The organism is Shewanella sp. MR-4 (assembly GCF_000014685.1).
Classification (GTDB): domain Bacteria; phylum Pseudomonadota; class Gammaproteobacteria; order Enterobacterales; family Shewanellaceae; genus Shewanella.
On record NC_008321.1, the window covers coordinates 3,432,016 to 3,453,198 of the forward strand.

Annotated in this window: 17 protein-coding genes; 12 read left to right on the forward strand and 5 right to left on the reverse strand. The window is 48.1% G+C overall.

Annotated elements, in window-relative coordinates; translation table 11 throughout:
* Positions 1-27: 27 nt before the first annotated feature.
* The 4 genes from SHEWMR4_RS15080 (at position 28) to SHEWMR4_RS15095 (ending at position 2,074) form a co-directional block, all read left to right on the forward strand.
* Positions 28-405, forward strand: a complete 378-nt coding sequence (locus SHEWMR4_RS15080; RefSeq protein WP_011623626.1) for a DUF2721 domain-containing protein — start codon at positions 28-30, stop codon at positions 403-405.
* Complete coding sequence (locus SHEWMR4_RS15085) at positions 402-1,028, forward strand: trimeric intracellular cation channel family protein (protein ID WP_011623627.1); 627 nt, start codon at positions 402-404, stop codon at positions 1,026-1,028. Before SHEWMR4_RS15080 ends, SHEWMR4_RS15085 begins: the two co-directional genes overlap by 4 nt.
* A 1-nt stretch (position 1,029) precedes the next feature.
* Positions 1,030-1,521, forward strand: coding sequence for a nuclear transport factor 2 family protein (locus tag SHEWMR4_RS15090; protein WP_011623628.1), 492 nt, complete (start codon positions 1,030-1,032; stop codon positions 1,519-1,521).
* Between the two features lie 124 nt (positions 1,522-1,645).
* Positions 1,646-2,074, forward strand: coding sequence for a hypothetical protein (locus SHEWMR4_RS15095; protein ID WP_011623629.1), 429 nt, complete (start codon positions 1,646-1,648; stop codon positions 2,072-2,074).
* A gap of 152 nt (positions 2,075-2,226) precedes the next feature.
* Here SHEWMR4_RS15095 and tyrS read toward each other — a convergent pair whose 3' ends face one another.
* A complete protein-coding gene (tyrS, locus tag SHEWMR4_RS15100) occupies positions 2,227-3,423 on the reverse strand; it encodes a tyrosine--tRNA ligase (protein ID WP_041408835.1) in 1,197 nt (398 codons plus the stop codon).
* 127 nt (positions 3,424-3,550) lie between these two features.
* Between tyrS and SHEWMR4_RS15105 the strand changes: the two genes are divergently transcribed.
* Positions 3,551-4,951 carry a peptidoglycan DD-metalloendopeptidase family protein gene (locus SHEWMR4_RS15105; protein ID WP_011623631.1) on the forward strand — a complete coding sequence of 467 codons (1,401 nt, stop codon included), beginning with the start codon at positions 3,551-3,553 and terminating at the stop codon, positions 4,949-4,951.
* Between the two features lie 19 nt (positions 4,952-4,970).
* A complete protein-coding gene (locus SHEWMR4_RS15110; protein ID WP_011623632.1) occupies positions 4,971-6,080 on the forward strand; it encodes an anhydro-N-acetylmuramic acid kinase in 1,110 nt (369 codons plus the stop codon).
* A 9-nt stretch (positions 6,081-6,089) separates the two neighbouring features.
* On the opposite strand, the gene SHEWMR4_RS15115 is transcribed toward SHEWMR4_RS15110, so the two are convergent.
* On the reverse strand, positions 6,090-8,240 hold the full coding sequence (locus SHEWMR4_RS15115; protein ID WP_011623633.1) for a winged helix-turn-helix domain-containing protein: 2,151 nt from the start codon (positions 8,238-8,240) through the stop codon (positions 6,090-6,092).
* 309 nt (positions 8,241-8,549) lie between these two features.
* Here SHEWMR4_RS15115 and SHEWMR4_RS15120 point away from each other — a divergent pair, with 309 nt between their 5' ends.
* Positions 8,550-10,955, forward strand: coding sequence for a prolyl oligopeptidase family serine peptidase (locus tag SHEWMR4_RS15120; RefSeq protein ID WP_011623634.1), 2,406 nt, complete (start codon positions 8,550-8,552; stop codon positions 10,953-10,955).
* 515 nt (positions 10,956-11,470) lie between these two features.
* Here the strand turns inward: SHEWMR4_RS15120 and SHEWMR4_RS15125 are convergent.
* The gene (locus tag SHEWMR4_RS15125; protein ID WP_011623635.1) at positions 11,471-14,494 is read right to left on the reverse strand and encodes a TonB-dependent receptor plug domain-containing protein; all 3,024 of its coding nucleotides are present in this window, start codon (positions 14,492-14,494) and stop codon (positions 11,471-11,473) included.
* A gap of 690 nt (positions 14,495-15,184) precedes the next feature.
* On the opposite strand from SHEWMR4_RS15125, the gene aqpZ reads away from it, so the two are divergent.
* The 3 genes from aqpZ to SHEWMR4_RS15140 all read left to right on the forward strand — a co-directional run bounded on the left by aqpZ (position 15,185) and on the right by SHEWMR4_RS15140 (position 16,890).
* Positions 15,185-15,880, forward strand: a complete 696-nt coding sequence (gene aqpZ / locus SHEWMR4_RS15130; protein WP_011623636.1) for an aquaporin Z — start codon at positions 15,185-15,187, stop codon at positions 15,878-15,880.
* A 155-nt stretch (positions 15,881-16,035) separates the two neighbouring features.
* Positions 16,036-16,416 (forward strand): DUF2750 domain-containing protein, encoded by a 381-nt coding sequence (locus tag SHEWMR4_RS15135; protein ID WP_011623637.1) that lies wholly within the window; start codon positions 16,036-16,038, stop codon positions 16,414-16,416.
* 18 nt (positions 16,417-16,434) lie between these two features.
* Positions 16,435-16,890: a hypothetical protein gene (locus SHEWMR4_RS15140; protein ID WP_011623638.1), complete on the forward strand. Its 456-nt coding sequence runs from the start codon at positions 16,435-16,437 to the stop codon at positions 16,888-16,890.
* A 128-nt stretch (positions 16,891-17,018) separates the two neighbouring features.
* Here the strand turns inward: SHEWMR4_RS15140 and erpA are convergent, their stop codons facing one another.
* Both erpA and SHEWMR4_RS15150 read right to left on the reverse strand, forming a co-directional pair.
* Positions 17,019-17,369, reverse strand: coding sequence for an iron-sulfur cluster insertion protein ErpA (gene erpA, locus SHEWMR4_RS15145; RefSeq protein WP_011623639.1), 351 nt, complete (start codon positions 17,367-17,369; stop codon positions 17,019-17,021).
* The gene (locus tag SHEWMR4_RS15150) at positions 17,362-18,168 is read right to left on the reverse strand and encodes a DUF6776 family protein (RefSeq protein WP_011623640.1); all 807 of its coding nucleotides are present in this window, start codon (positions 18,166-18,168) and stop codon (positions 17,362-17,364) included. Before SHEWMR4_RS15150 ends, erpA begins: the two co-directional genes overlap by 8 nt.
* A 74-nt stretch (positions 18,169-18,242) precedes the next feature.
* Between SHEWMR4_RS15150 and SHEWMR4_RS15155 the strand changes: the two genes are divergently transcribed.
* Both SHEWMR4_RS15155 and SHEWMR4_RS15160 read left to right on the forward strand, forming a co-directional pair.
* Positions 18,243-19,967 carry a chloride channel protein gene (locus SHEWMR4_RS15155; RefSeq protein WP_011623641.1) on the forward strand — a complete coding sequence of 575 codons (1,725 nt, stop codon included), beginning with the start codon at positions 18,243-18,245 and terminating at the stop codon, positions 19,965-19,967.
* A gap of 190 nt (positions 19,968-20,157) precedes the next feature.
* A complete protein-coding gene (locus SHEWMR4_RS15160; RefSeq protein WP_011623642.1) occupies positions 20,158-21,177 on the forward strand; it encodes an aspartate carbamoyltransferase in 1,020 nt (339 codons plus the stop codon).
* Positions 21,178-21,183 lie beyond the last annotated feature (6 nt).

Below are 21,183 nucleotides of genomic sequence, written 5' to 3' on the forward strand. Positions count from 1 at the left end.
TAAAGGCTGACTATCTTGTTCGAAAACATGCATGTTTCATTAACAACTCCCGCCTTACTATTTCCGGCAATCTCGCTGTTATTGCTCGCGTATACCAACCGATTCTTTGCGCTGGCGGCACTGATACGTCAGCTCAGTAACGGCGATAAACCCGTGCATAAGGATCAGATTAAAAACTTAAGCCAGCGGATCCGGATTATTCGCCGCATGCAGGAGGCTGGCGTATCCAGCTTTGCCCTGTGCGTGCTCTGTATGATTTTCATTTATATCGGTTTTAATAAGACGGGCTCAGTAATCTTCGGTGCCAGCTTATTACTGCTACTCTATTCACTGATTTTATCTGTGATAGAAATTCGTATCTCTGTGGACGCGCTAAACATCCACATCAAAGAGATGAGTAAATGAGTCACTGGATTTACTTCTTCGATTTATGTGGCACAGCGGTATTTGCCCTTTCCGGCGCTTTAGCCGCAGGGCGTCACCGTATGGATCCCTTTGGCGTTATCGTGCTGGCCTCGGTGACTGCGGTCGGCGGTGGCAGTATTCGCGATGCGCTGATTGGCGCGACGCCCGTGTTTTGGATCCGCGACCCAAACTACATCATTGTCATACTCGCCACAGTCCTAGCTTGTTTGCTGTTGGTGCGCCGCCCCCGCAAGATGCCGCAATACACGCTACCGGTCGCCGATGCCTTAGGTTTAGCCCTGTTTACCGTGATTGGTGCCGAAAAAGCCCTCAATATGGGACTCAGTGGCATGATTGCCGTCGTGATGGGCTTGATCACGGGCGTGGGAGGAGGCATTATTCGAGACTTACTGTGCAGACAAATCCCTATGGTGTTACGCACAGAAATCTATGCCACGGCTTCGATTATTGGCGGCATAGGTTATACCGTAAGCTTAGCCTTCGGTATGGGCGAAAAAACGGCGCTGTTTTTATCCATGGCCAGTGCCCTAATCATTCGTTTAAGCGCCATCAAATGGCATTTGTCGTTACCCGCCTTTGATCTCAAAACCAAGAGGGAATAGTTTGCGAATATTGTGTCTTTTAGTCTGTCTTATTTTTGTTCCGGCCTTGTATCCTACGTCTGCACACGCCAACTCGGGGGAAATGCCAGAAGAACAGCAGTTAGCCGTAAAATACATGAATGCGCTAACCGAGCACGACTATCAAACACTCGGCAAATTCTATAACCGTGATACCGTCTTCTTCGATAAAACCGCCAATCGTAAATACACGGGTGGACGATTTATTATCGACTTCCTCGAGCGCGCCCACGAAGGTGTACTCGAATATGATTTCAATATTGAGCATATGTATAACGCTGGCTCCCTGGTGGTGATGATTGGTAACTATCACTTTAAGGGACCCGGCGAGCAGTTTGGCAAACCCGGAAAAATTATTGATGTCGCCATTCCAGGGGTCACCAGCCTTAAGCTCGATATGCGTAATCACAGGGTCACAGAGCATGTGGATCTGATTGATTACCAGACCATGTCAGACCAATTAGCGATGCAGTAGTCACAAAATTTAGCTTTGATTGAAACTTGAGCTCTAAAAAGGAGTCGAAACCTGCAATGAGTCAATACGACCGAAGGCGCGGCATCTGATGCCCCAAGGTTCGTTTCGTTTCAATGAGGTTTGTATGAAGTTGTTTGGACTGATTGCCCTACTCGCCCTTAATGGCCTAATGCTCGCGCCCCACGCACAGGCGCAGCAACCAATTATCGTTTCCTACGCGGTGCAACCCGTTAGCCATTTCAATCAGCAGTTGCGAGTAGCCCAGGAGCAACATCAAGCCTGGAGTGAAGATCCCAAAGCTATCAGCAGCCAATATGCGGGTAAAAAATTCACCCTTGTCCGTACTCAGTCAACCAAGAATGGGATATTTACCTATCAAGTGAGCGAGTTGTCGCAGCAGCACCCACAAATGCTGTTAATTTTGTCGCTTAAGAAGAGTGCCCAGCGCTGGCAAGTGGATTCCGCCCAACTGGCGTGGAAGTGTCGCGACGGCCAGCATTTCGGTACCGACAGATGCAATATCGGCGAGCATGAGGCAAGCACAGCACCTTAAGCACAGTTTCTTAAGCACAGCCTCTTAAGCTATCGAGATAAAATGCAGTTATAAAAAGAGCGCCCTTAGGCGCTCTTTTTACTGCTTGGTAAGTACTTATTAACCGTTTAAGCACTCACTGGCTGTAGTCACATGGTGACATCCGATTCAGCTTAAACCAGAGTCACTTTCGCGAACTTACGCTTACCGACTTGGAATACGGCAACCGTGCCAGCGCTTAAGGTCATACGGCTATCGTCAACCTTCTCACCGTCCATCTTCACCGCGCTTTGCTTGATCATACGCATCGCATCGGAAGTCGAACCCACTAAGTCGGCATCTTTAAGTAAGTTAGCAATCGCTAAGCCTTCACCCGCAGCTAATTCAACCTCAGGGATATCATCTGGGATAGCGCCCTTTTGGAAACGGTCGATAAAGGCTTGATGGGCACTCTCGGCCGCCGCTTGGTCGTGGAAGCGCGCGATAATTTCCTTCGCGAGCGCAATCTTGGTATCACGCGGGTTAGCACCGTTGGCGATATCTTGTTTGAACTGTTCAATCTCGGCCAAAGGACGGAATGACAGCAGCTCAAAGTAACGCCACATTAATTCGTCAGAAATCGACATGATCTTGCCAAACATTTCATTGGCGGGCTCACTCACACCAATGTAGTTGTGCGCCGATTTAGACATTTTCTTCACGCCGTCTAAACCTTCGAGCAGTGGCATCATGATCACGGCTTGTGGTTTTTGGCCTTCGGCTTTTTGTAACTCACGGCCCATCAACAGGTTGAACTTCTGGTCGGTTCCGCCTAATTCAACGTCGGCCTTCAGGGCTACTGAGTCATAACCCTGTAAAAGTGGGTACATAAATTCGTGGATAGCGATCGACTGACCCGAAGCATAGCGCTTCTTAAAGTCGTCACGTTCCATCATACGAGCAACGGTTTGCTGCGAGGCTAAACGGATCATCCCCGCTGCGCCTAATGGCTCTAACCAGCTCGAGTTGAACTCAATACGGGTTTTTGCAGGATCCAGAATTTTATAGACCTGCTCTTTATAGGTCTCAGCGTTGGCTAATACTTGCTCACGGGTGAGGGGTGGACGCGTGCTGTTTTTACCACTTGGATCACCCACCATACCGGTAAAGTCACCAATTAAGAAAATGACTTCATGACCTAACTCTTGGAATAATCTTAATTTATTTAAAATTACTGTGTGTCCAAGATGGATATCCGGTGCGGTAGGATCAGCGCCTAACTTGATACGAAGTGGACGTCCTTCTTTGAGTTTTTCCAGCAGATCCGATTCGAGTAGGATCTCATCGGTACCACGTCTAATTTCTGCTAATACTTGGTCTAAATCAGCCATCTCGGCGGGGACTCCTAAGGCCATGATCATAAAATGAGGAGACTTATGTTACTTGTTAGCCACCACAATTGAAAGTGTGTACACTAACGGGATTATTCAAGCCTTAGGTAATCGGTATCGGCGTCACATGGGAAAGGTTATAACGTTATTTAAATTGCTGCCTAAAAAGCATCAAATTCTCCTCAGCATTCTTTCTGTTATCACTACGATAACCCTGCTCTTTCCCTCTGAAGAAGCGCAAGCTTCAAGACAAACTCAAGGTGTCGCAGACCAAGCTCAAGTCAATACCCGTTACGATGTTCCCTTAGCCTTTCGCTCACCAGAGCGTCCAGAAGGTGTTGAGGGCCAATCGCAAGATGCATCCACCAACGCCACGCCGTTATCTTCGGCCGACGCCTTAGCCGCTGGCAATGTGTCAGCCAGTGAAACCTTAGAGAGCGCCCACCATAGGGACGTAGAACATTTTAATGTGAAAAATGGCGATACCTTAGCCGCAGTATTTGAGCGCGCGGGACTCACCAGCAAAGATGTGTATGAAATTACCCAGTTGCCACTCGCCAAACAGAATCTGTTAAAAATCATCCCAGGCGAAGAAATCGTGATTTCAAAGAATGCTAAGGGCGATTTAACCGAAGTCCGCTACCGTGTCGATGCGGTATCGACTTTAGTGATCACTAAGGATCAGGATAAGTATTCCGAGAAAATCTCCGAAAAGGACATTGAAATACGCACCCAATTCACCAGTGCGAAAATCAAGAGTAACTTCTGGAATGCCGCCGTCGATGCGGGTTTAAACGCAAACCAAATTATGCAGCTCTCGACCGTGTTTGGCTGGGATATCGACTTTGCCTTGGATTTACGCGAAGGCGATAGCTTCGCCATTATCTATGAGCAGGAATATGCCGAAGGTGAGTTTTTACGTAACGGCAATATCCTCGCCGCCGAGTTTATCAACCAAGATGAACGTTACACCGCGATTCGTTATACCGACGGCAACTATTACTCCGAAAACGGCACCAGCATGCGTAAGGCCTTCCTGCGCTCACCGGTCGACTTTAAATACGTCAGCTCCAACTTCAACCCGAAACGTCTACACCCTGTGACGGGGCAAGTTAAGGCTCACCGCGGCGTTGACTATGTTGCCGCCATTGGCACCCCCATTAAGTCGGCGGGTAATGGCCGAGTTATCGAATCCGGCTACAATCAATTTAACGGTAACTATGTGTTCATTAAGCACAACGATACCTACACGACTAAGTATTTGCATTTGACCAAACGCAACGTCAGTAAAGGGGCCAGCGTTAAGCAGGGGCAAATTATCGGCACCTTAGGTAAAACAGGACGCGTCACCGGCGCTCACCTACACTATGAATTTATCGTTAATGGCGTGCACCGTAACCCAAGAACGGTTGATTTACCTAAGGCCGAATCGATTGCCCGTAAAGAAAAGCCACAATTCGATGCGCTCAGCAAACAGTTGATGGCCAGCATTTCACAGAACAAGCAAACCCAATTGGCGATGCAATAACGACGGACGGATCCCCTACATGAACAAGGCTTATTATATTGGACTGATGTCTGGCACCAGTATGGACGGCGTCGATGCGGTGTTAGTCGATTTTGCGGGCGAGCAGCCACAACTTATCGCAACGCACACCGAGGCGATTCCAAGCCATTTGCTAAAGGGATTGCAGCGCCTGTGTCTGCCTGGCAATGATGAAATCAACCGCCTTGGTCGCCTTGACCGCAGTGTGGGTAAATTATTTGCCCTCGCCGTCAACAACTTGCTCGCCAAAGCCCAGATAGCCAAAGAAGATATCATTGCCATTGGTAGCCATGGCCAAACCGTGCGCCACATGCCAAATCTTGAGGTAGGTTTTACCCTGCAAATTGGTGACCCAAATACCATTGCAACCGAGACTGGCATCGATGTGATTGCCGATTTTCGTCGTAAAGACATTGCCTTAGGTGGCCAAGGCGCGCCGCTAGTGCCCGCCTTCCACCAGCAAACCTTTGCACAAGTGGGTAAAAAGCGCGTGATCCTCAATATTGGCGGCATTGCCAATATCACCTATCTGACCGGGAATCGTGAAGAGGTTTTAGGCTTCGACACAGGGCCTGGCAATACGCTGATTGATGCCTGGATCCAGCAAGTGAAAAATGAGCCCTATGACAAAGACGGCGAATGGGCCGCTTCTGGCAACACCGACCAACAGCTATTGGCGCAATTGCTGTCGCACCCTTATTTCTCCCTCGCCTATCCCAAGAGCACGGGGCGTGAATTGTTTAATCAGGCTTGGTTAGAACAGCAATTATCAGAGTTTAATCAATTGGATGAAGAAGATATCCAATCGACATTACTCGATTTAACCTGCCACAGTATCGCCCGTGATATCCTTAAACTTGCCCCAGTGGGAGAGTTATTTGTCTGCGGTGGAGGTGCCTTTAATACCGAGTTAATGCAGCGCTTAGCGGCGCTACTACCGGATTATCACATCGATACCACCTCCGCACTCGGTGTCGACCCTAAATGGGCCGAAGGCATCGCCTTTGCGTGGCTCGCAATGCGCCACAATTTAGGTTTGCCCGCTAACCTACCTGCAGTGACAGGCGCCTCGCGCGAAGCCGTATTAGGCGGACGCTTTAGCGCTAAGTAAAACTCAAACCTACTTAAGTAGCTTGTGTTTAAGCAGTATGATGTCCCGCTGCGGGAAGCCATCGAGTGTCATCACTAAGCGGTTTGACTCCGGAATATAGGTCATGGAGCCAAAGCCGCTTAGGCTAGAGCGGGGAACCCTTAGGAGTGATGTCAGCTGCTGACTGCTCGCCTCCCAAAAATTCAGCCGCTGCTCGTTACCATTGCTCGATTTAAAATACACTCCGTGTGCAGTAAGCACCCAGTTATTGCCCGCACGAAACACCTTCCCCGGGATAATCTCTTGCACCTGTTCGGGCTGCGTGAGATCAATCTGCCAAAGACCATTTACCCCATAGCGACTAAATACAAATTCGTTAGCCGATTTCGCAAAACCCACCGCCATAGTCAGAGGACTGATCACCCTTGGTGTACTGTTGTCTAAATAAAACTCCGTGATGCCATCAGTGGTCGATGCCAACACCGCCGTCCCCTGCCAATTCCAGCTGGGGCGACCATGATTGTGATAACTCGAGGCTAAGGCTGTAATATTTTTACTGGCTAAATCTAAAATAAAAATACGATTACCTTCATTGCTGTCATCGGGGGCGATAAAGGCGATTTTAGCGCCATCGGGAGACCAACGCGGGTAAGCTACGCGCGACTTGAGATGAGTATGTTGCTCAAGTTTTTTGCCGTTTATATCTGACGTCCAAATCTCGTTATAGCCCGTATCGCTGGAGACAAATACAATCCGTTTCGCCTCAGGGGAATAATCGGGATTGCGGTGGCTAATGCCGGAATACAGCAATGGAAACAAGCTGCCGGGCACGGATTCACCGAGGGAAAAATACGCCATCTGGAATTGACGACGATACTGATGATAAACCAGCTCGCCCTCATCGGATACGCTACTGGGATAGCTCATGCCCTCCACATCGAGTGGGCGAATATGGGCCGTTTCAATATCGATAGTAAAGCCGTTGCGACTACCAGAGTCTTCCGTAGCAAAAACCAGCGACTGGCTATCAGGCGTCCAACTCAAGCCGCGAATATCTTCTAGCCCATGGGTTAAACGTGTTTCATTGGCACTGGCTAAGTCGCGAATAAAAATATCCTCAGAGATATTACTAAAGCGCCTCGCTATTGCCAGCCAACGACCATCTGGACTGAAAGCTAAATCCCGGTCCTCATAGTTACAGTGCGCTTCGCAGGATAATCTTTCAGCCTTGGCGTCGGGTTGCACCAAAGACAAGCGGTAGATGCCACCCACCTTCCCCGCCTCATGGGAGGAGACATAGGCAAGATATTGGCCGTCAGCAGAAATATCTATCGCCGCCATATCGGTCGTGCAAGGCGCTAAGGCGAGGGTTTCATTGGTCGCAAGGGTCAACTGAGTGATGTGGCACTCCCTTGTACCCTGGGTGCGGGAGGCAAAAAACAGCTTAGTATCGTCTAAACTCCACACCGCTCGCAGCTCTGCAGACGAGAGAGGAGTTAACTGACGGGCGGGGATATCTTCACGTTTAAAATCTTTCAGATACAGGCTAGAAGTCACTCCAGGGCGACTCGCACCATACACTAACCAACGTCTATCGTGGGATAACCTAGGATAACGCTCCGACCCCGGATCTCGGGTCAGCACTGTCATTTGGGTCTCCGTCATCCGCTGCTTATCTTGGTACAGATGCACGCCAATCAATAGACCTGCAATTAAGATAACCGCCCCCACCAATATCGCCATCAAATGCAGTCGTTGCGTCGTATGTTGTAACTTCGCCTCAGTGGTTTGCAGTTTATCGATGTCGGCATCATCAGAATTATCATAGATAGGGGGCAATAACAGGCGGTAGCCCGCCTTTCGAACCGTTTCAATTACCCCGCCCTCCTGCTCGAGGGGCGATAATTGCTGTCGTAAATGCCAAATTGCATTGGTGAGAGCCTTAGTACCTACGTAAACATTGCCCTCCCACACTTTTTCGATCAACTCATCACGGGTCACCACATGAGGATGACGCAGGGCAAGATAGCTAAGCACTTCAATAAACTTAGGTTGAAGTGACACCTTAGCGGTTTCATGTTGGGACGTTTCATCCCCCTGCGTTTGAAATGAAATTGAGTTATCAGAAGGGTCAATGCGACAACTTCCTAAGCAAAAACTCAACTTACTCTTATCCTTCATTTTTCTCACACCTGAGTTATTGATCTTTTTATGGTTAGGGTAATGAGTACAACATCTTGGCTAGATACTACCTAAGACTTAGCCCAGTTAGCAAACGAATGACTTAAATTAACTATATAAAATTCAAAATATTAGCTTGTATAAAATCTAAAATAGAGATTTAAACAATATAGAATCGAGCCTAGGCGGATTGCGGCAAAGCAACAGATTGCTTACAACTGCATGACCAATAACAACATATGCGTCAACGTCTTACTCCTGTTACAAATTATCTGTGCGGGAGTTATTCACTTTGTTAGGGACCCAAATATGCTTCGTTTAGCCTTGATTTGCATCGGGATGATGTTATGTCCGATTTTTACCCCACAGACCTTAGCACAAGACTACCAAAAACCTTCCTCTGCGTTGCAGCAAACCATTAACCACAGTACCAGCCTCACGACTCGGCTTTCAAACGATCACCAATGGTTGGCATTGCTCAGCCCTATTTCGGCTCCCAGTATTACTACGTTGGCCATACCAGAGCAGAAACTCGCCGGGTTACGTATCGCGGCAGAGCAATATTTACCCAGCCGTATTAGCAAACGCTATCACCAACTCAGGCTAATTCATATTCAAAACAATCAGCAGCGAATGATTAGCTTGCCCGGCGGCCATGATATTACTGAGCTACAGTTTTCCCCCGACAGTCGCTATCTGTCCTATGTGAGCCTAACGCCAGAGGGCGGTTACTTATATGTTTACGACATCGTTAAAGGTCAGCATAAGCGTCTCTCGGATGAGCGCCTTAATGGCACCATAAGTCTTGACTATCAATGGGCTAACAATACCACCCTGCTCGCGCGTTTCGTGATAGCACCCGAGATCAACACGGTTGAGACTCAAGCTTCCATCGCCCCAAAAACTAAGGAAACCTCGGGTAAAAATAGTCCGCAGCGCACCTATCAAGATCTACTGAAAACCGCCGCGGATAAACAACGCTTTAACCAACTGACCACCAGTCAACTGGCAAGGGTAGATTTAGATGGCAAACTGACGAACATCGCCACACCGAGCATTATTAAGGAGTTTTCGGTGTCGCCCGATGGTCAATATATCTTAACGAGTCAGCTCACCACGCCCTTCTCGACTCAAGTAAAGTATTATGATTTCCCAATCTTAACAGAGATCTACAAACTTAACGGCCAACGAATTACTCAGTTACACCAAAGCCAGAGTGGAGAATCTAAGCCCCAAGGACGAGACTCAGTTTTGCCCGGCCCGCGGATGTTCCATTGGGTTCAAGGGCAAGCCGCCACCTTAGCCTTTACCGAAGCTCTAGATCAGGGCGATAGCCAGCAGGAGGCGCCGCTACGGGACAGTCTATGGCAACTCGATGCCCCCTTTGCCCAAAAAGCCAAACTGATCGCCAAAACCCCATGGCGGATCCTCGATATCGATTGGGCGGAAAACAACATCGCCTTAGTGACGCAGCGCAATAGCAAAGCACAGTTACTACGACTCAGCAGCCTAGACTCAAGTATTGGACAAAGCTCGTTACATACCTTGAACGAACGCAATCTGCGCGATAAATATCAAGAACTTGGCTCATTCCCAAGGCTATATTCCCAAGGTAAAGGGCAAGTGGTTCGCCTGCAGCAGCAAGCACAAACCACAGAGCTACTCCACTACGGCCAAGGGGCGTCCCCTCAGGGCGATAAGCCATTTTTAAAACGCACCTCACTCGCTACAGGCGAATCATCACTGTTATGGCAGTCTGCAACTAACCAATTGGAGTCAGTGCGCTATGTGCTCAATCTTGAGCCATTACAAATAATTATTAACCGTGAAAGCCCTACGGAGCCTCCGAGTCTTGTCTTAATCAATGGCACGAAGGAAAGCCTGCTATACCAACAAACCGATGGACTGAGTGCATATCGGGGCATGCAAAAGCAACTTGTCACCTACAACAGAGCCGATGGTGTTCCCCTATCTGGCACACTCTACTTACCCGCCAATTACACTAAGGCGCAAGGTACCTTACCCGTGTTGATGTGGGCTTATCCGCGGGAATTTAACGATCCCGATGTTGCTGGCCAAATTAGTTTTAGCGCCAATCAATATCCCACTATCAGCCCTAGAGGCCCGATCCCGCTTGTTGCCGAAGGCTTTGCGGTGTTTGATAAAGTCTCTATGCCCATCATAGCCCTTGGGGATAAAGAGCCCAATGATAGCTTTCGCGAACAACTCGTTGCCAACGCCCAAGCGGCTATCGATACCTTGGTCGATTTAGGCATTGCCGATCGCAAACAAATCGCGGTGGGCGGACATTCCTATGGGGCCTTTATGGTCGCAAATTTGCTCGCACATACGGATTTGTTTTATGCCGGTATTGCCCGTAGCGGGGCTTACAACCGCAGTCTCACTCCTTTTGGTTTCCAAAATGAGGAGCGTTATTACTGGCAAGCCAATGATATATATCAGCAAATGTCTCCATTTAATTATGCTGATAAAATCAAATCGCCTTTACTCTTGGTTCACGGTGAGATGGATCAAAACTCAGGCACTTTCCCGCTGCAATCTGAACGCCTATTCGATGCAATGCAAGGGCTTGGCGGTAAAGCAAGGTTAGTTGTTCTGCCCTTTGAAGGACACAGTTATGCGGCTAAGGAATCCCTAGAACATTTGCTATGGGAACAAAGCCAGTTCTTAAAGACAAATCTGCCCATACGCTAATCTACAAACCAATGCGCTTGGTAAGCGCTTAACATTTCACAAGAACACATCTCAGGCCATTGGCGGCATAACGAGCCGCCAATGGCCTAACAAGTTACTGTCATCGCCAGTCCCAAGACCCAGTGTTAATACTAGATTCTTGAGAATATCCCTCACTTACGCACTTAGCCTTTGCCTCTGTTAACCTTTTTCTGCTTCCTGTCCGTTAGCCGACTTACTTCTAGCATATTTATACACTGACCCAAGGAGCGACTAATATCAGTAGCCTATGCTAGGAGCTAATATTTAGAACTAGTGCTAAGTATTGATGTTAAGTGCTTAAGTTAAACACGGCAGTCCAGATGAGTATCAAAGATTAGTTTCGCCTATACCGTTATAGGCTTGATGCGTGCATCGAACCTATTGCGACGAACCCTTGATGTACGCGTCTAACGGTTATCGGCAATAAAAAAACCGCATGCAGGGAGCCACATGCGGTTGAGCAAACTTAAGTTAATAGTATCAATTCAGTGATATTAGAACTTAAGCTCTGCACCTAGGTAAGCATAACGTCCCACACCACCGCCATAGGCGCTGTTGTAGTTACCATTGCCCGTTTCGTCTAAATCACCGGTATCAGCAACCCAAGGACCTTGATTGTCGAAGATGTTGCGCACACCACCGTATAAACGTAATTCAGCCTTGCTCACATCCATAGTGTAAGACACGGATAAATCGTGGGTGATATACGAGCTGTAGAATAGGAATGCTGGCGTTTCTGGATTGGCCACAGCAGTATCATCACCTGCGTCAAGTTTTGCCTGGTTCTTTGCCTTCAGCACGTTCCACTCTTCGACTCTCTCGTGGCTATCGACCATGGCACTCTTATACTTAGCGCTCCAACGTACACGCCAATCATCGTTTCTCCAAGTCAATGAAATTGCGCCTCTGTCTTCAAAAATGCCACTGTCAAGCTCACCTACATAGTCATCTTCTACTAGGCCATCGGCACCATAATAACTTGAGCTAAATTCCAACACATGGGTCCAGTTGGTTTTTAAGCTTAGCTCACCGTAACCATCCAGCTGCCACTCGTAGGCCATGGCAATATCAACACCGCGAGTGACGATATCATTCAGGTTAAGCTCCTGTTGGATAATTTGAGTGATTTGCCCTTCAGTATCACGAGTGATGACCTGGCAGTATTCGTTATCGGCACCATAGGGGTTACTGGAGTTGTAACATTCGGCCAGAATATCTTCGTTGCTTAATGAACCAATGGCATCGGCAACCTTAATATCGTAATAATCGACCGCCAGATTAAAACCTTCTAGGAAGGCGGGCGCCATGGTAAAGCCAAGGGTATAGGTATCCGCCGTCTCTTCGGTCAGATTTTCATTACCAGCATTGGGTGAATACTTAGAACCGCTTTCCGCCTCAAAACTACCAGTGCTAGCTATGACCGCAGCGATACCCGGATCGAGTCGACAACTATCATGCCCAGCCCCTGTTGAAGTTGCCGTTACTCCATCACAAATATCGCGAATACTGTCGTAATCCCCACGGGGTGGAGAAATCAGTTCGGTAATATTCGGTGCACGTTGCGAGCGAGAGTAATTAGCACGTAGGGCATAGTTTGCGATAGGCTCCCACAAGATACCCGCGCGATAACTCGACATTAAGTCAATGTTTTTCTGGCTATAATCAGCAAGACGCAATGACAAATCTAGGTCAAGCTTATGGGCGAAAGACTCATCCCTTAACAAGGGAAGATTCGCTTCACCAAAGGTTTCCCATACTGTCACATCCCCTTCGAATGGCGGTACGTCGTTAAAGGTAATCGCATCGCCACGCATCGCTTTATCGGTATCGACGGCTTGGGTATCACGGCGATATTCAATACCGAACGCAGATTGCACGCCACCTGCGGGTAATTCGAACAATTCCCCGGAGATAAATCCTAGGGCATTAAATTGCGTGATATCTGTGTTGATGTAGGGATTGGCGCGGATATAGTCAGCCCCTTCTTTGCTGATTGAACCTTCCCCAAAGATATTCACTGGGACGCAGCCCTCGGCTCTAGCCTCTTCGCTGGCGCATTGGATAGTCGTGCCATCGGCGGCATATTCGGCATCGAGGGCATATTTCAGACGACGAATACTGATCTCATTGCTGCGGCGTTGACGCTGTTCGAACTTACCGTAACCAATCGAGGCATCCCAGGTCCAAGTATCAAATAAATAGCCCTGTAATCCTGCCCAAGTACGTAGGGTTGTGCGCTCGTTATCGCTCTCGACTGGCCCCACTTCTTGGAAACGGCGATCCCAGCTAATACTCTTTCCGGCAGTTGCGGCAATTTCGGCAGGCACATAAGGATTATTTGGTGAAATGCTGCCAGCAGCAATGGATCCTGGCAAGCCAGTCTCAGGATCGATGTAAAGCTCGGAATCGTTATAATCTTGGCCTTCGGCATCGGTACGACGAAACGCAGTATTGCGGCTAAATTGTACTTGCACATTGGCACGCACATCGTCGCTAAGGTCATAGTTCATTTTGACCGCTGCGGCTAAGGTATCCTCAGGAACCTTTAGCAGACCAGTAGTGTAGCCGTTGTAACCGTCACGCTCTTCTTTAAAGTCGGTCTTAAGCTCAGTGCCATCGTACCACCAAGAATTTGACTTAAAGCGACCGCCAACGATGTCGTTGCTGCGCTCGCGCCAATCGTCTCGGGTTATATCACGCATACACTGATCGCCATCGACCGTGTTCATGGCATTACACATTTGCTTTTTATCGTAGGCAAAACTTGACTCATACAGGGCTCTTTCCCTGTCGGTTGCAAATAATCCATGTTGCTTATCGTAAGTGGCGCTGGCGAAGATATAACCTTTATCACCATTAAAATCAGCGCCATAGCCCATATCCACTGTGGTTTCGCGGCCACCACCTTCGGTGGTTTCGCCGCCACGGGCATTTATCTCAAAGCCAGTCTTATTCTGCTGAGTAATAATGTTCACCACACCGGCAATCGCATCCGAGCCATAGACGGCCGACGCACCGCCAGTGATGATTTCGACCTTATCGACCATAGCCGCGGGAATAGTGCTTAGACTGATGTAGTTACCGCTGTAACTGTTTGATACCACACGGCGACCATCGATCAAGGTCAGAGTGCGGTCTGTACCTAAGTTACGTAAATCAATGGTTGAAAGACCCGTATTTTGTACGCTCGATTGGCTATTTGTGCTGCTAACGCCTTCTGCTAATGCAGGAATTTGGTCAACTAAAATATCCGCCAATGAGCCGATACCGCTATCGGCGATGTCTTTAGCATCTAACCCCTGTAGTGGGGTACTAAGGGAAAAGCTGTCACGCTTAATGCGCGACCCTGTTACTGTGACTTTTTCAATAGCTTCTTGCTTATCTGCGACCTCAATTTCAATTCGATTGGCACTCTCATTCACCGTATTCACTTCAATCGGATCGGTAGCCCAGGCTACCGAAGGGGCAATACCAAACATTGATGCTTGTATTGCTAAGGTCAATAGTTTCTTCTTCATCCTTCCCACCTTCACTTTTAGACATCGCAAACCATTTTTGTTGTTATTTGGCTCTGTTACTTGAATTAATCCAAAAACCTTAGTCAGCGATTTTTCTTCAAGGACTTTGGTCTAATCATGGTTAGCAACACGGCAAACACATAATTAACATTTAAGTAACCCAGTCCTTTTACTTTGCCTAGTAAAGAGCGGCAACGAAATACCCCTCGTTTATTTCCCCGTTTTATATCTATTAAACATCTATTCTTTTATTTTCATAAACTTAAAAACATTAAAGAAGAATAATCAGACAATTAAATGCGCAAGTTATTTGGGAGGAAAACTCCCTAAATCACTGGATTGCCCTCTGTACGGCATAGGCAAATAACAGACAAAAATGGCTAATATCCCGAGAAAAAGCTGTTGATTGGTACAATAAGCCATGATCAAAAATGCACAATATAAAAACCCATCTATGCTTGATCACAGTTGTGTCATCTAAACTCGCTAAAGTGATTGTTAACTAAGCAGTAAATACACAACTCTCTAGTTGTAAGGGTCAACTTAGGTCTGAGCAATATGGAGGCGCAACACTTCAATTAAGGGAATGGTTATTTATCTAGCTCAACTTAACCAGCAAGATAAACAAGGATTTATGCAATAAGCGCTAAGCACATGTCGGCATAAATCGACTGAATAGGAAATCAATCAATGAATATGTCACAAAAAATGGCGGCAGAATTTTTGGGCACTCTGTGGCTGGTTCTCGGCGGCTGCGGCAGCGCAGTGCTTGCAGCAGCTTTTCCTGAGGTGGGGATAGGCTTACTCGGAGTGTCACTTGCCTTTGGTTTAACGGTTCTGACAATGGCCTTTGCGATTGGTCATATCTCAGGTTGTCATCTGAATCCAGCGGTATCCTTTGGACTTTGGGCTGGCGGACGTTTTCCCGCATCGGAACTCCTGCCTTATATCATTGCCCAAGTGGCGGGCGGTATTGTCGGTGCTGGCGCATTGTACGCAATCGCCTCAGGGCAAGAAGGTTTTAGTCTAGCGGCGGGCTTTGCTTCTAACGGCTTTGGCGAACATTCGCCCGGCGGTTACAGCATGATGTCGGTGCTGATCTGCGAAATCGTGATGACCTTGTTCTTTTTATTAGTGATTTTAGGGGCGACCGACGAGCGTGCGCCTAAAGGCTTTGCACCGATTGCGATTGGTCTGTGTTTAACCCTTATTCACTTAATCAGCATTCCCGTGTCAAATACCTCGGTCAATCCGGCCCGCAGTACCGGCCCTGCGCTTTTTGTTGGCGATTGGGCAGTATCGCAACTGTGGATTTTCTGGGTTGCCCCCATAGTTGGTGCGATTATCGCGGGCGTGATTTACCGTTATTTCAACGCCGCTAAGTAATTCCCCGCTAGCAACAGCGCCCTCGCGGCGCTGTTGTGCTTTTTCAAACCCCGCTCTAATGTTACCATCTTGCCAACTGGTGAGTTTGCTGTGCCTGCGTTTGTACGTTAGTGGCACGACAGGCTTCGCCCTATTCACGCATAAGAGATATTTTCATGAGCAAGACTGTTAAAACCTTTGCAGAAGCCGCTGGCATGACTCCAGAAGGTCGTTACGATTACCTCGTTGAACAAGTTAAACAACACAAAGTGTTATGGACGCTACAGGACCAAGATGGTTGCGTCATGCTGACCACAGAAGATGAAGATTGCATCCCAATGTGGCCAACCGAAGAAGCGGCCGAGTCTTGGGCAGTCGATGACTGGAGCGAATGCCAAACCTTAGCGATTCCCTATGATGAATGGCATGACAGATGGGTTCCTGGCATGGAAGAAGACGACCTGTTCGTTGCCGTATTCCCAGTACAGGATGACTTAGGTGTGGTGATCCCACCCTATGAATTAGATCAACGTTTAGTTACTAAACAAAGCCACTAATCAAAAGGGCAAACCACAATGTCGCTGAGCGAGCAAGAATCCTCTTTGGCAACTCAGGCTACGCCGTCCTTGGCGAAAGCCCGTTTACCTAAACGCTTAATTGCCTTGCTGCTACTCTATGTTGCGGCATCGGTTAGCGGCTTAATTGCCAAACAAGGGGTGCTTTTCTGCCTGTTAACCCTATTGATGGTGCTTGGGATTATCGGTCGCCAAAAGGCTGGACTGATTATGTTAAGGGGTTACACCTTAGTGCAATTGGCGCTAGTCAGCATGTTGCCTGTGATCCTTTATGATCCCGACAACCTAGTGGCCGGGCCAACCACAGTGCATCTTGGCGAGTGGCAAGAAAAGCTGCCCGATTACGTGATTTTTATCGTGTTGATTGTCTTATCTTTATTGCAGGTGTGGGTGGCATTCGATAAGAAAGTGAAGGCTTGGTTTAAACCTAAGCTTAATCTGAATATTATGAATTAACTCCAATGCAACGCGATTACGCCTTGCTTTGCCAATAACTTGCAACCCTTGAAAGACCAACAAAAAAGCCGTCATCTCGACGGCTTTTTTTATCTTCTATATCAGCTCACTACATGCGTAGAACAAACTTATACAGAGAAACTTGCACCACAACCACAGGTGGTTGTCGCATTCGGGTTCTTCACAAAGAAACGCGAACCTTCGAGGCCAGAAGTGTAATCCACTTCACCGCCAACGAGGTATTGTAAGCTCATTGGATCGACGACCAATTGGACGCCTTGCTTCTCAACGGTGAAGTCGCCTTCGTTGACCTTTTCATCAAAGGTAAAGCCGTACTGAAATCCAGAACAACCACCACCCGTCACGTACACACGTAGCTTAAGTGCAGGATTTTGCTCTTCTTCCAACAAGCCCTTTACCTTAGCGGCTGCCGCATCGGTAAATTTGATAGGCATTGCTGCGTCAGCTTGATCAGTCATTACTACCTCTTACATCAGTTTTCTGGGGCAAATTATCCGTTACCTGACTATTTTGTTCAAGTATTACCCGCGGTTCTTTTTCACCCTGTAATAGTTCAGGGACACTATAGACATGTTCTGTCTGTGAATTTTTGGTCCAGCGGCTCGAAGGCACCACAACTTTGACTTTGACCTGCACCAGATTAAACCCCGCAGGCACTGTGACTTTGGTATCTATGACCTGAAAATAGCGAAAATCAAATTCGAGCTTAGAACCCGTGAGTTTGTTCACACTTAACTCAACGGATTTTCCATCTTGCACACCGATTAGGGTGATTTCGGTGCGGCCTTGAATCGCCTGTTTACGCTTTTGGAGTTGAGTCAAAATCAGCTTGAAATTATATTCATCCGCTAAGGCGCCCGGCGTCATTTCTAAACCGTGAATGGCCACCCCTTCGGCATTGTCATCCGGCGACATAATACTGCGATAAAAAGCTAATTCGTGCTCCAGCTCTTTTTGTTTTTTCATCTGCTGCGCAAACATATCCTGCATTTGCGCATTGGCTTCACGCTCGACAGATAATTCTAAATTACGTGTCGCAAGTTCCTGGGTTTGCGCCTCAAGTTCCGCGGTGACACGTTGCAGTTTACCGCCGCCAATATGCTTTACGACGGGCTCGTCACTGTTGAGCACAATAAAGCTTACCCAAGCACCTAACAGAAATGCCACTAAGACTAAGGACAATAAATACTTGGTCGATGGACGATACTTTAGATCCATGACTTGCAGCCGATCTAGCCAACGATGATAATTTGGCATTAGGTAACAGCCCCTTATATAAAATACAATCAACTCAAGAACGAGTTCGATACAATACAACTCAGGCCAATGCAGTGCAATTAACGATAAATAAAGCCGCGATTCAAGACGCCATCAGCACAGCTAAAAAGTACTTAACTAACGAGCTGCGTGATCATTTATCCCAAGCCAAGATCAGTGCGCAGTTGTGCTTACTGGCCTTGCTATTCGCCATCTTCGCCTCCTGCGTGATCCTGTTGTTTCGACTCTTACTCCTGTGGGCGAACCATTACACCCAAATCGAGACGCTGGATTTTACGGGTAACATCGCCGACTGGCGAGCACTGTTGCCACTTTTTGGCGCCTTGTTGATCTGGATTGTGGCCAAACTCGGCTCCAAACGTTACAAACGCATGGGAATTGCCTATGTATTACATAGGGTTAAATTGCACTATGGCAAAATCCCGTTGCAATCTGCCGCGGGGCAATTTTTTCAAGCGCTGTTTGCCTTAGGGACTAACTTCTCGGTAGGACGCGAAGGCCCCGCCATTCACCTTGGCGCCGTAAGTGCCAGCGTGTTGGCCGAAAAATTTAATCTTCCCGACAATAGCGTGCGAATTATGTGCGCCAGTGGGATTGCCGCAGGGATAGCAGCAACCTTTAACGCCCCGCTAGCGGCAGTAATATTTGTACTCGAAGTGATAGTGCGCGAGTACAAGGTGCATTACTTCTTCCCGATTATGCTGTCCGCGATTTGTGGTGCGGTTTCCAGCCAGCTGGTTTTTGGTAATGTGCACGAGTTTGATCGTATTCAAGTAATCCATATTCCATTGGATCACTATCCCATTTTAGCCTTGGGCGGCATTGCACTGGGCTGCGCGGCCGCCTTCTTCAACTACGCGCTCCTTAAAGTCACTGCCACTGGGCAAAACTGGCCACTGATTTATCGGCTCTTGCTGGCGGGCAGTATCACTACGCTGATTGGCTTAATCTTGCCCCAAGCCCTCGGCACTGGGGATTTAGCCATCAGCGAAGCCATTAGCGAGCACCCTAGTTTATTGCTACTCATCGCCCTGCTTGCGGCAAAGATTATCGCCACGATTGCGGCAATCGGACTTGGGATCCCAGGCGGTTTGATTGGTCCACTCTATGGTATCGGCGCCTTAATAGGTGCCATCTTAGCCTTAGTTAGCGCCATTCTATTCCCTTCGATTGCGCCTTACGTTGGTCTCTATACGGTTATTGGCATGACGGCCATGATGGGCGTTTGCCTCAGTGCGCCGCTCGCCGCCTTAGTGGCACTGCTTGAGATGACTAACGATGCCAGTATTATTCTGCCGGCGATGTTTGTAACTATTCCCGCCTTCTTGATTGCCTATCAAGGGTTTAAAACCAACTCCATCTTCTTCAAGCAGTTAGAAATTATGGGTCTAGGCTATAAAGTCGCCCCAGTGAATTTGGCGCTACAGAAAAAAGGCGTGCGCGCCCTGATGGATAAACGCTTCGTTATAGTCAACAACAACGACGAGCTGCTGCTCGAAGTGTTAAAACGCGCCGAAGGTCGTCCAGTGTTAGTGCGTAACGCCGATGGGGTGATCGAAATGCTCAGCCTCGAGATGCAATCCTACGATGACAACATCACCCTCTCGCGCCATCCAATGCAGGGGCTGAGTGACACTAAAACCCTCGATGAGGTGTATAACTTGTTGTCGCCCAGACGCAGCGGTGAGGTGTTTATCTATCAAGATACGCCTGACAATGTAGTGGGCGTAGTGAGTTGGTCGAACCTACAGCAGGAAATTCGCTCGGGCCAAGTCTAAGCCCTGCAAAGATGGGCTTGGATTCACAAAATCCTGTATTAGCTCCCTAAAAAATCCATGCGAGGGCGCGGCGACTATTTCGCTGCCCCTGTGCATCTGCTACAATCGCGCCTCAGCCACCCTACACAACATCAGGGCACGGAGCGCAATCTTGCACTTTAACGCCCCCTAGCAATTGGAAAACAGGCTGATGAACCAGTTCGAAGGATCTCATATCCTCTCCGTAAACCAGTTAGATCTTGATTCAATCCAAACTATTTTTAATGTTGCCAATCGTATGATGCCCTATGCACTTCGTGAGAAGCGCACTAAGGTGCTCGAAGGCGCCATTTTAGGTAACCTGTTTTTCGAGCCAAGTACCCGTACCCGCGTGAGTTTTGGCTGTGCCTTTAACTTACTCGGCGGCCATGTGCGTGAAACCACAGGCATGGCTTCATCGTCCTTGTCTAAGGGCGAGTCCCTGTACGATACCGCACGTGTACTCTCGACCTATTCCGATGTGATTGCGATGCGCCACCCAGACTCTTATTCAGTGAAAGAGTTTGCTGAAGGTAGCCGCGTGCCGGTGATCAACGGTGGTGATGGTTCGAACGAGCACCCGACTCAAGCGCTGCTCGATCTGTTCACCATTCAAAAAGAATTAAGCCATGCTGGCCGTGGTATCGATGGCATGCATATCGCTATGGTGGGCGACTTAAAATTTGGCCGAACCGTTCATTCCCTGTCGCGCCTGCTGTGCATGTACAAGAACATCAGCTTCACGCTGATTTCGCCTGCTGAGTTAGCAATGCCTGACTATGTGATCTCCGACATTGAAAATGCTGGCCATAGCATCAAAATAACAGACCAGCTTGAAGGCCACTTAGATAAAGCCGACATTCTTTATCTAACCCGCATTCAAGAAGAGCGCTTCCCATCCCAGGAAGAAGCGAACAAATACCGCGGTAAGTTCCGTTTGAATCGCAGTATTTATACCCAACATTGCAAATCTAACACTGTGATCATGCACCCGCTGCCACGGGATTCGCGTGCGCAAGCTAATGAGTTAGATAATGATTTGAACAGCCATCCTAATCTCGCTATCTTCAGACAGGCGGACAATGGACTGCTAATTCGTATGGCACTGTTTGCATTGACACTCGGGGTTGACTCGCAACTCGAAAAATATGAGTGTCCCGTTAATTGGTATTCACGTAAAGCCGATCGCTAATCGGCT

Excerpts from the sequence above, each read along its gene's own strand:
- SHEWMR4_RS15080 (WP_011623626.1), top strand. The coding sequence starts at position 28 with ATGCATGTTTCATTAACAACTCCCGCCTTACTATTTCCGGCAATCTCG.
- SHEWMR4_RS15085 (WP_011623627.1), top strand. The coding sequence starts at position 402 with ATGAGTCACTGGATTTACTTCTTCGATTTATGTGGCACAGCGGTATTT.
- SHEWMR4_RS15095 (WP_011623629.1), top strand. The coding sequence starts at position 1,646 with ATGAAGTTGTTTGGACTGATTGCCCTACTCGCCCTTAATGGCCTAATG.
- tyrS (WP_041408835.1), bottom strand. The coding sequence starts at position 3,423 with ATGGCTGATTTAGACCAAGTATTAGCAGAAATTAGACGTGGTACCGAT.
- SHEWMR4_RS15105 (WP_011623631.1), top strand. The coding sequence starts at position 3,551 with ATGGGAAAGGTTATAACGTTATTTAAATTGCTGCCTAAAAAGCATCAA.
- SHEWMR4_RS15110 (WP_011623632.1), top strand. The coding sequence starts at position 4,971 with ATGAACAAGGCTTATTATATTGGACTGATGTCTGGCACCAGTATGGAC.
- SHEWMR4_RS15115 (WP_011623633.1), bottom strand. The coding sequence starts at position 8,240 with ATGAAGGATAAGAGTAAGTTGAGTTTTTGCTTAGGAAGTTGTCGCATT.
- SHEWMR4_RS15120 (WP_011623634.1), top strand. The coding sequence starts at position 8,550 with ATGCTTCGTTTAGCCTTGATTTGCATCGGGATGATGTTATGTCCGATT.
- SHEWMR4_RS15125 (WP_011623635.1), bottom strand. The coding sequence starts at position 14,494 with ATGAAGAAGAAACTATTGACCTTAGCAATACAAGCATCAATGTTTGGT.
- aqpZ (WP_011623636.1), top strand. The coding sequence starts at position 15,185 with ATGAATATGTCACAAAAAATGGCGGCAGAATTTTTGGGCACTCTGTGG.
- SHEWMR4_RS15135 (WP_011623637.1), top strand. The coding sequence starts at position 16,036 with ATGAGCAAGACTGTTAAAACCTTTGCAGAAGCCGCTGGCATGACTCCA.
- SHEWMR4_RS15140 (WP_011623638.1), top strand. The coding sequence starts at position 16,435 with ATGTCGCTGAGCGAGCAAGAATCCTCTTTGGCAACTCAGGCTACGCCG.
- erpA (WP_011623639.1), bottom strand. The coding sequence starts at position 17,369 with ATGACTGATCAAGCTGACGCAGCAATGCCTATCAAATTTACCGATGCG.
- SHEWMR4_RS15150 (WP_011623640.1), bottom strand. The coding sequence starts at position 18,168 with ATGCCAAATTATCATCGTTGGCTAGATCGGCTGCAAGTCATGGATCTA.
- SHEWMR4_RS15160 (WP_011623642.1), top strand. The coding sequence starts at position 20,158 with ATGAACCAGTTCGAAGGATCTCATATCCTCTCCGTAAACCAGTTAGAT.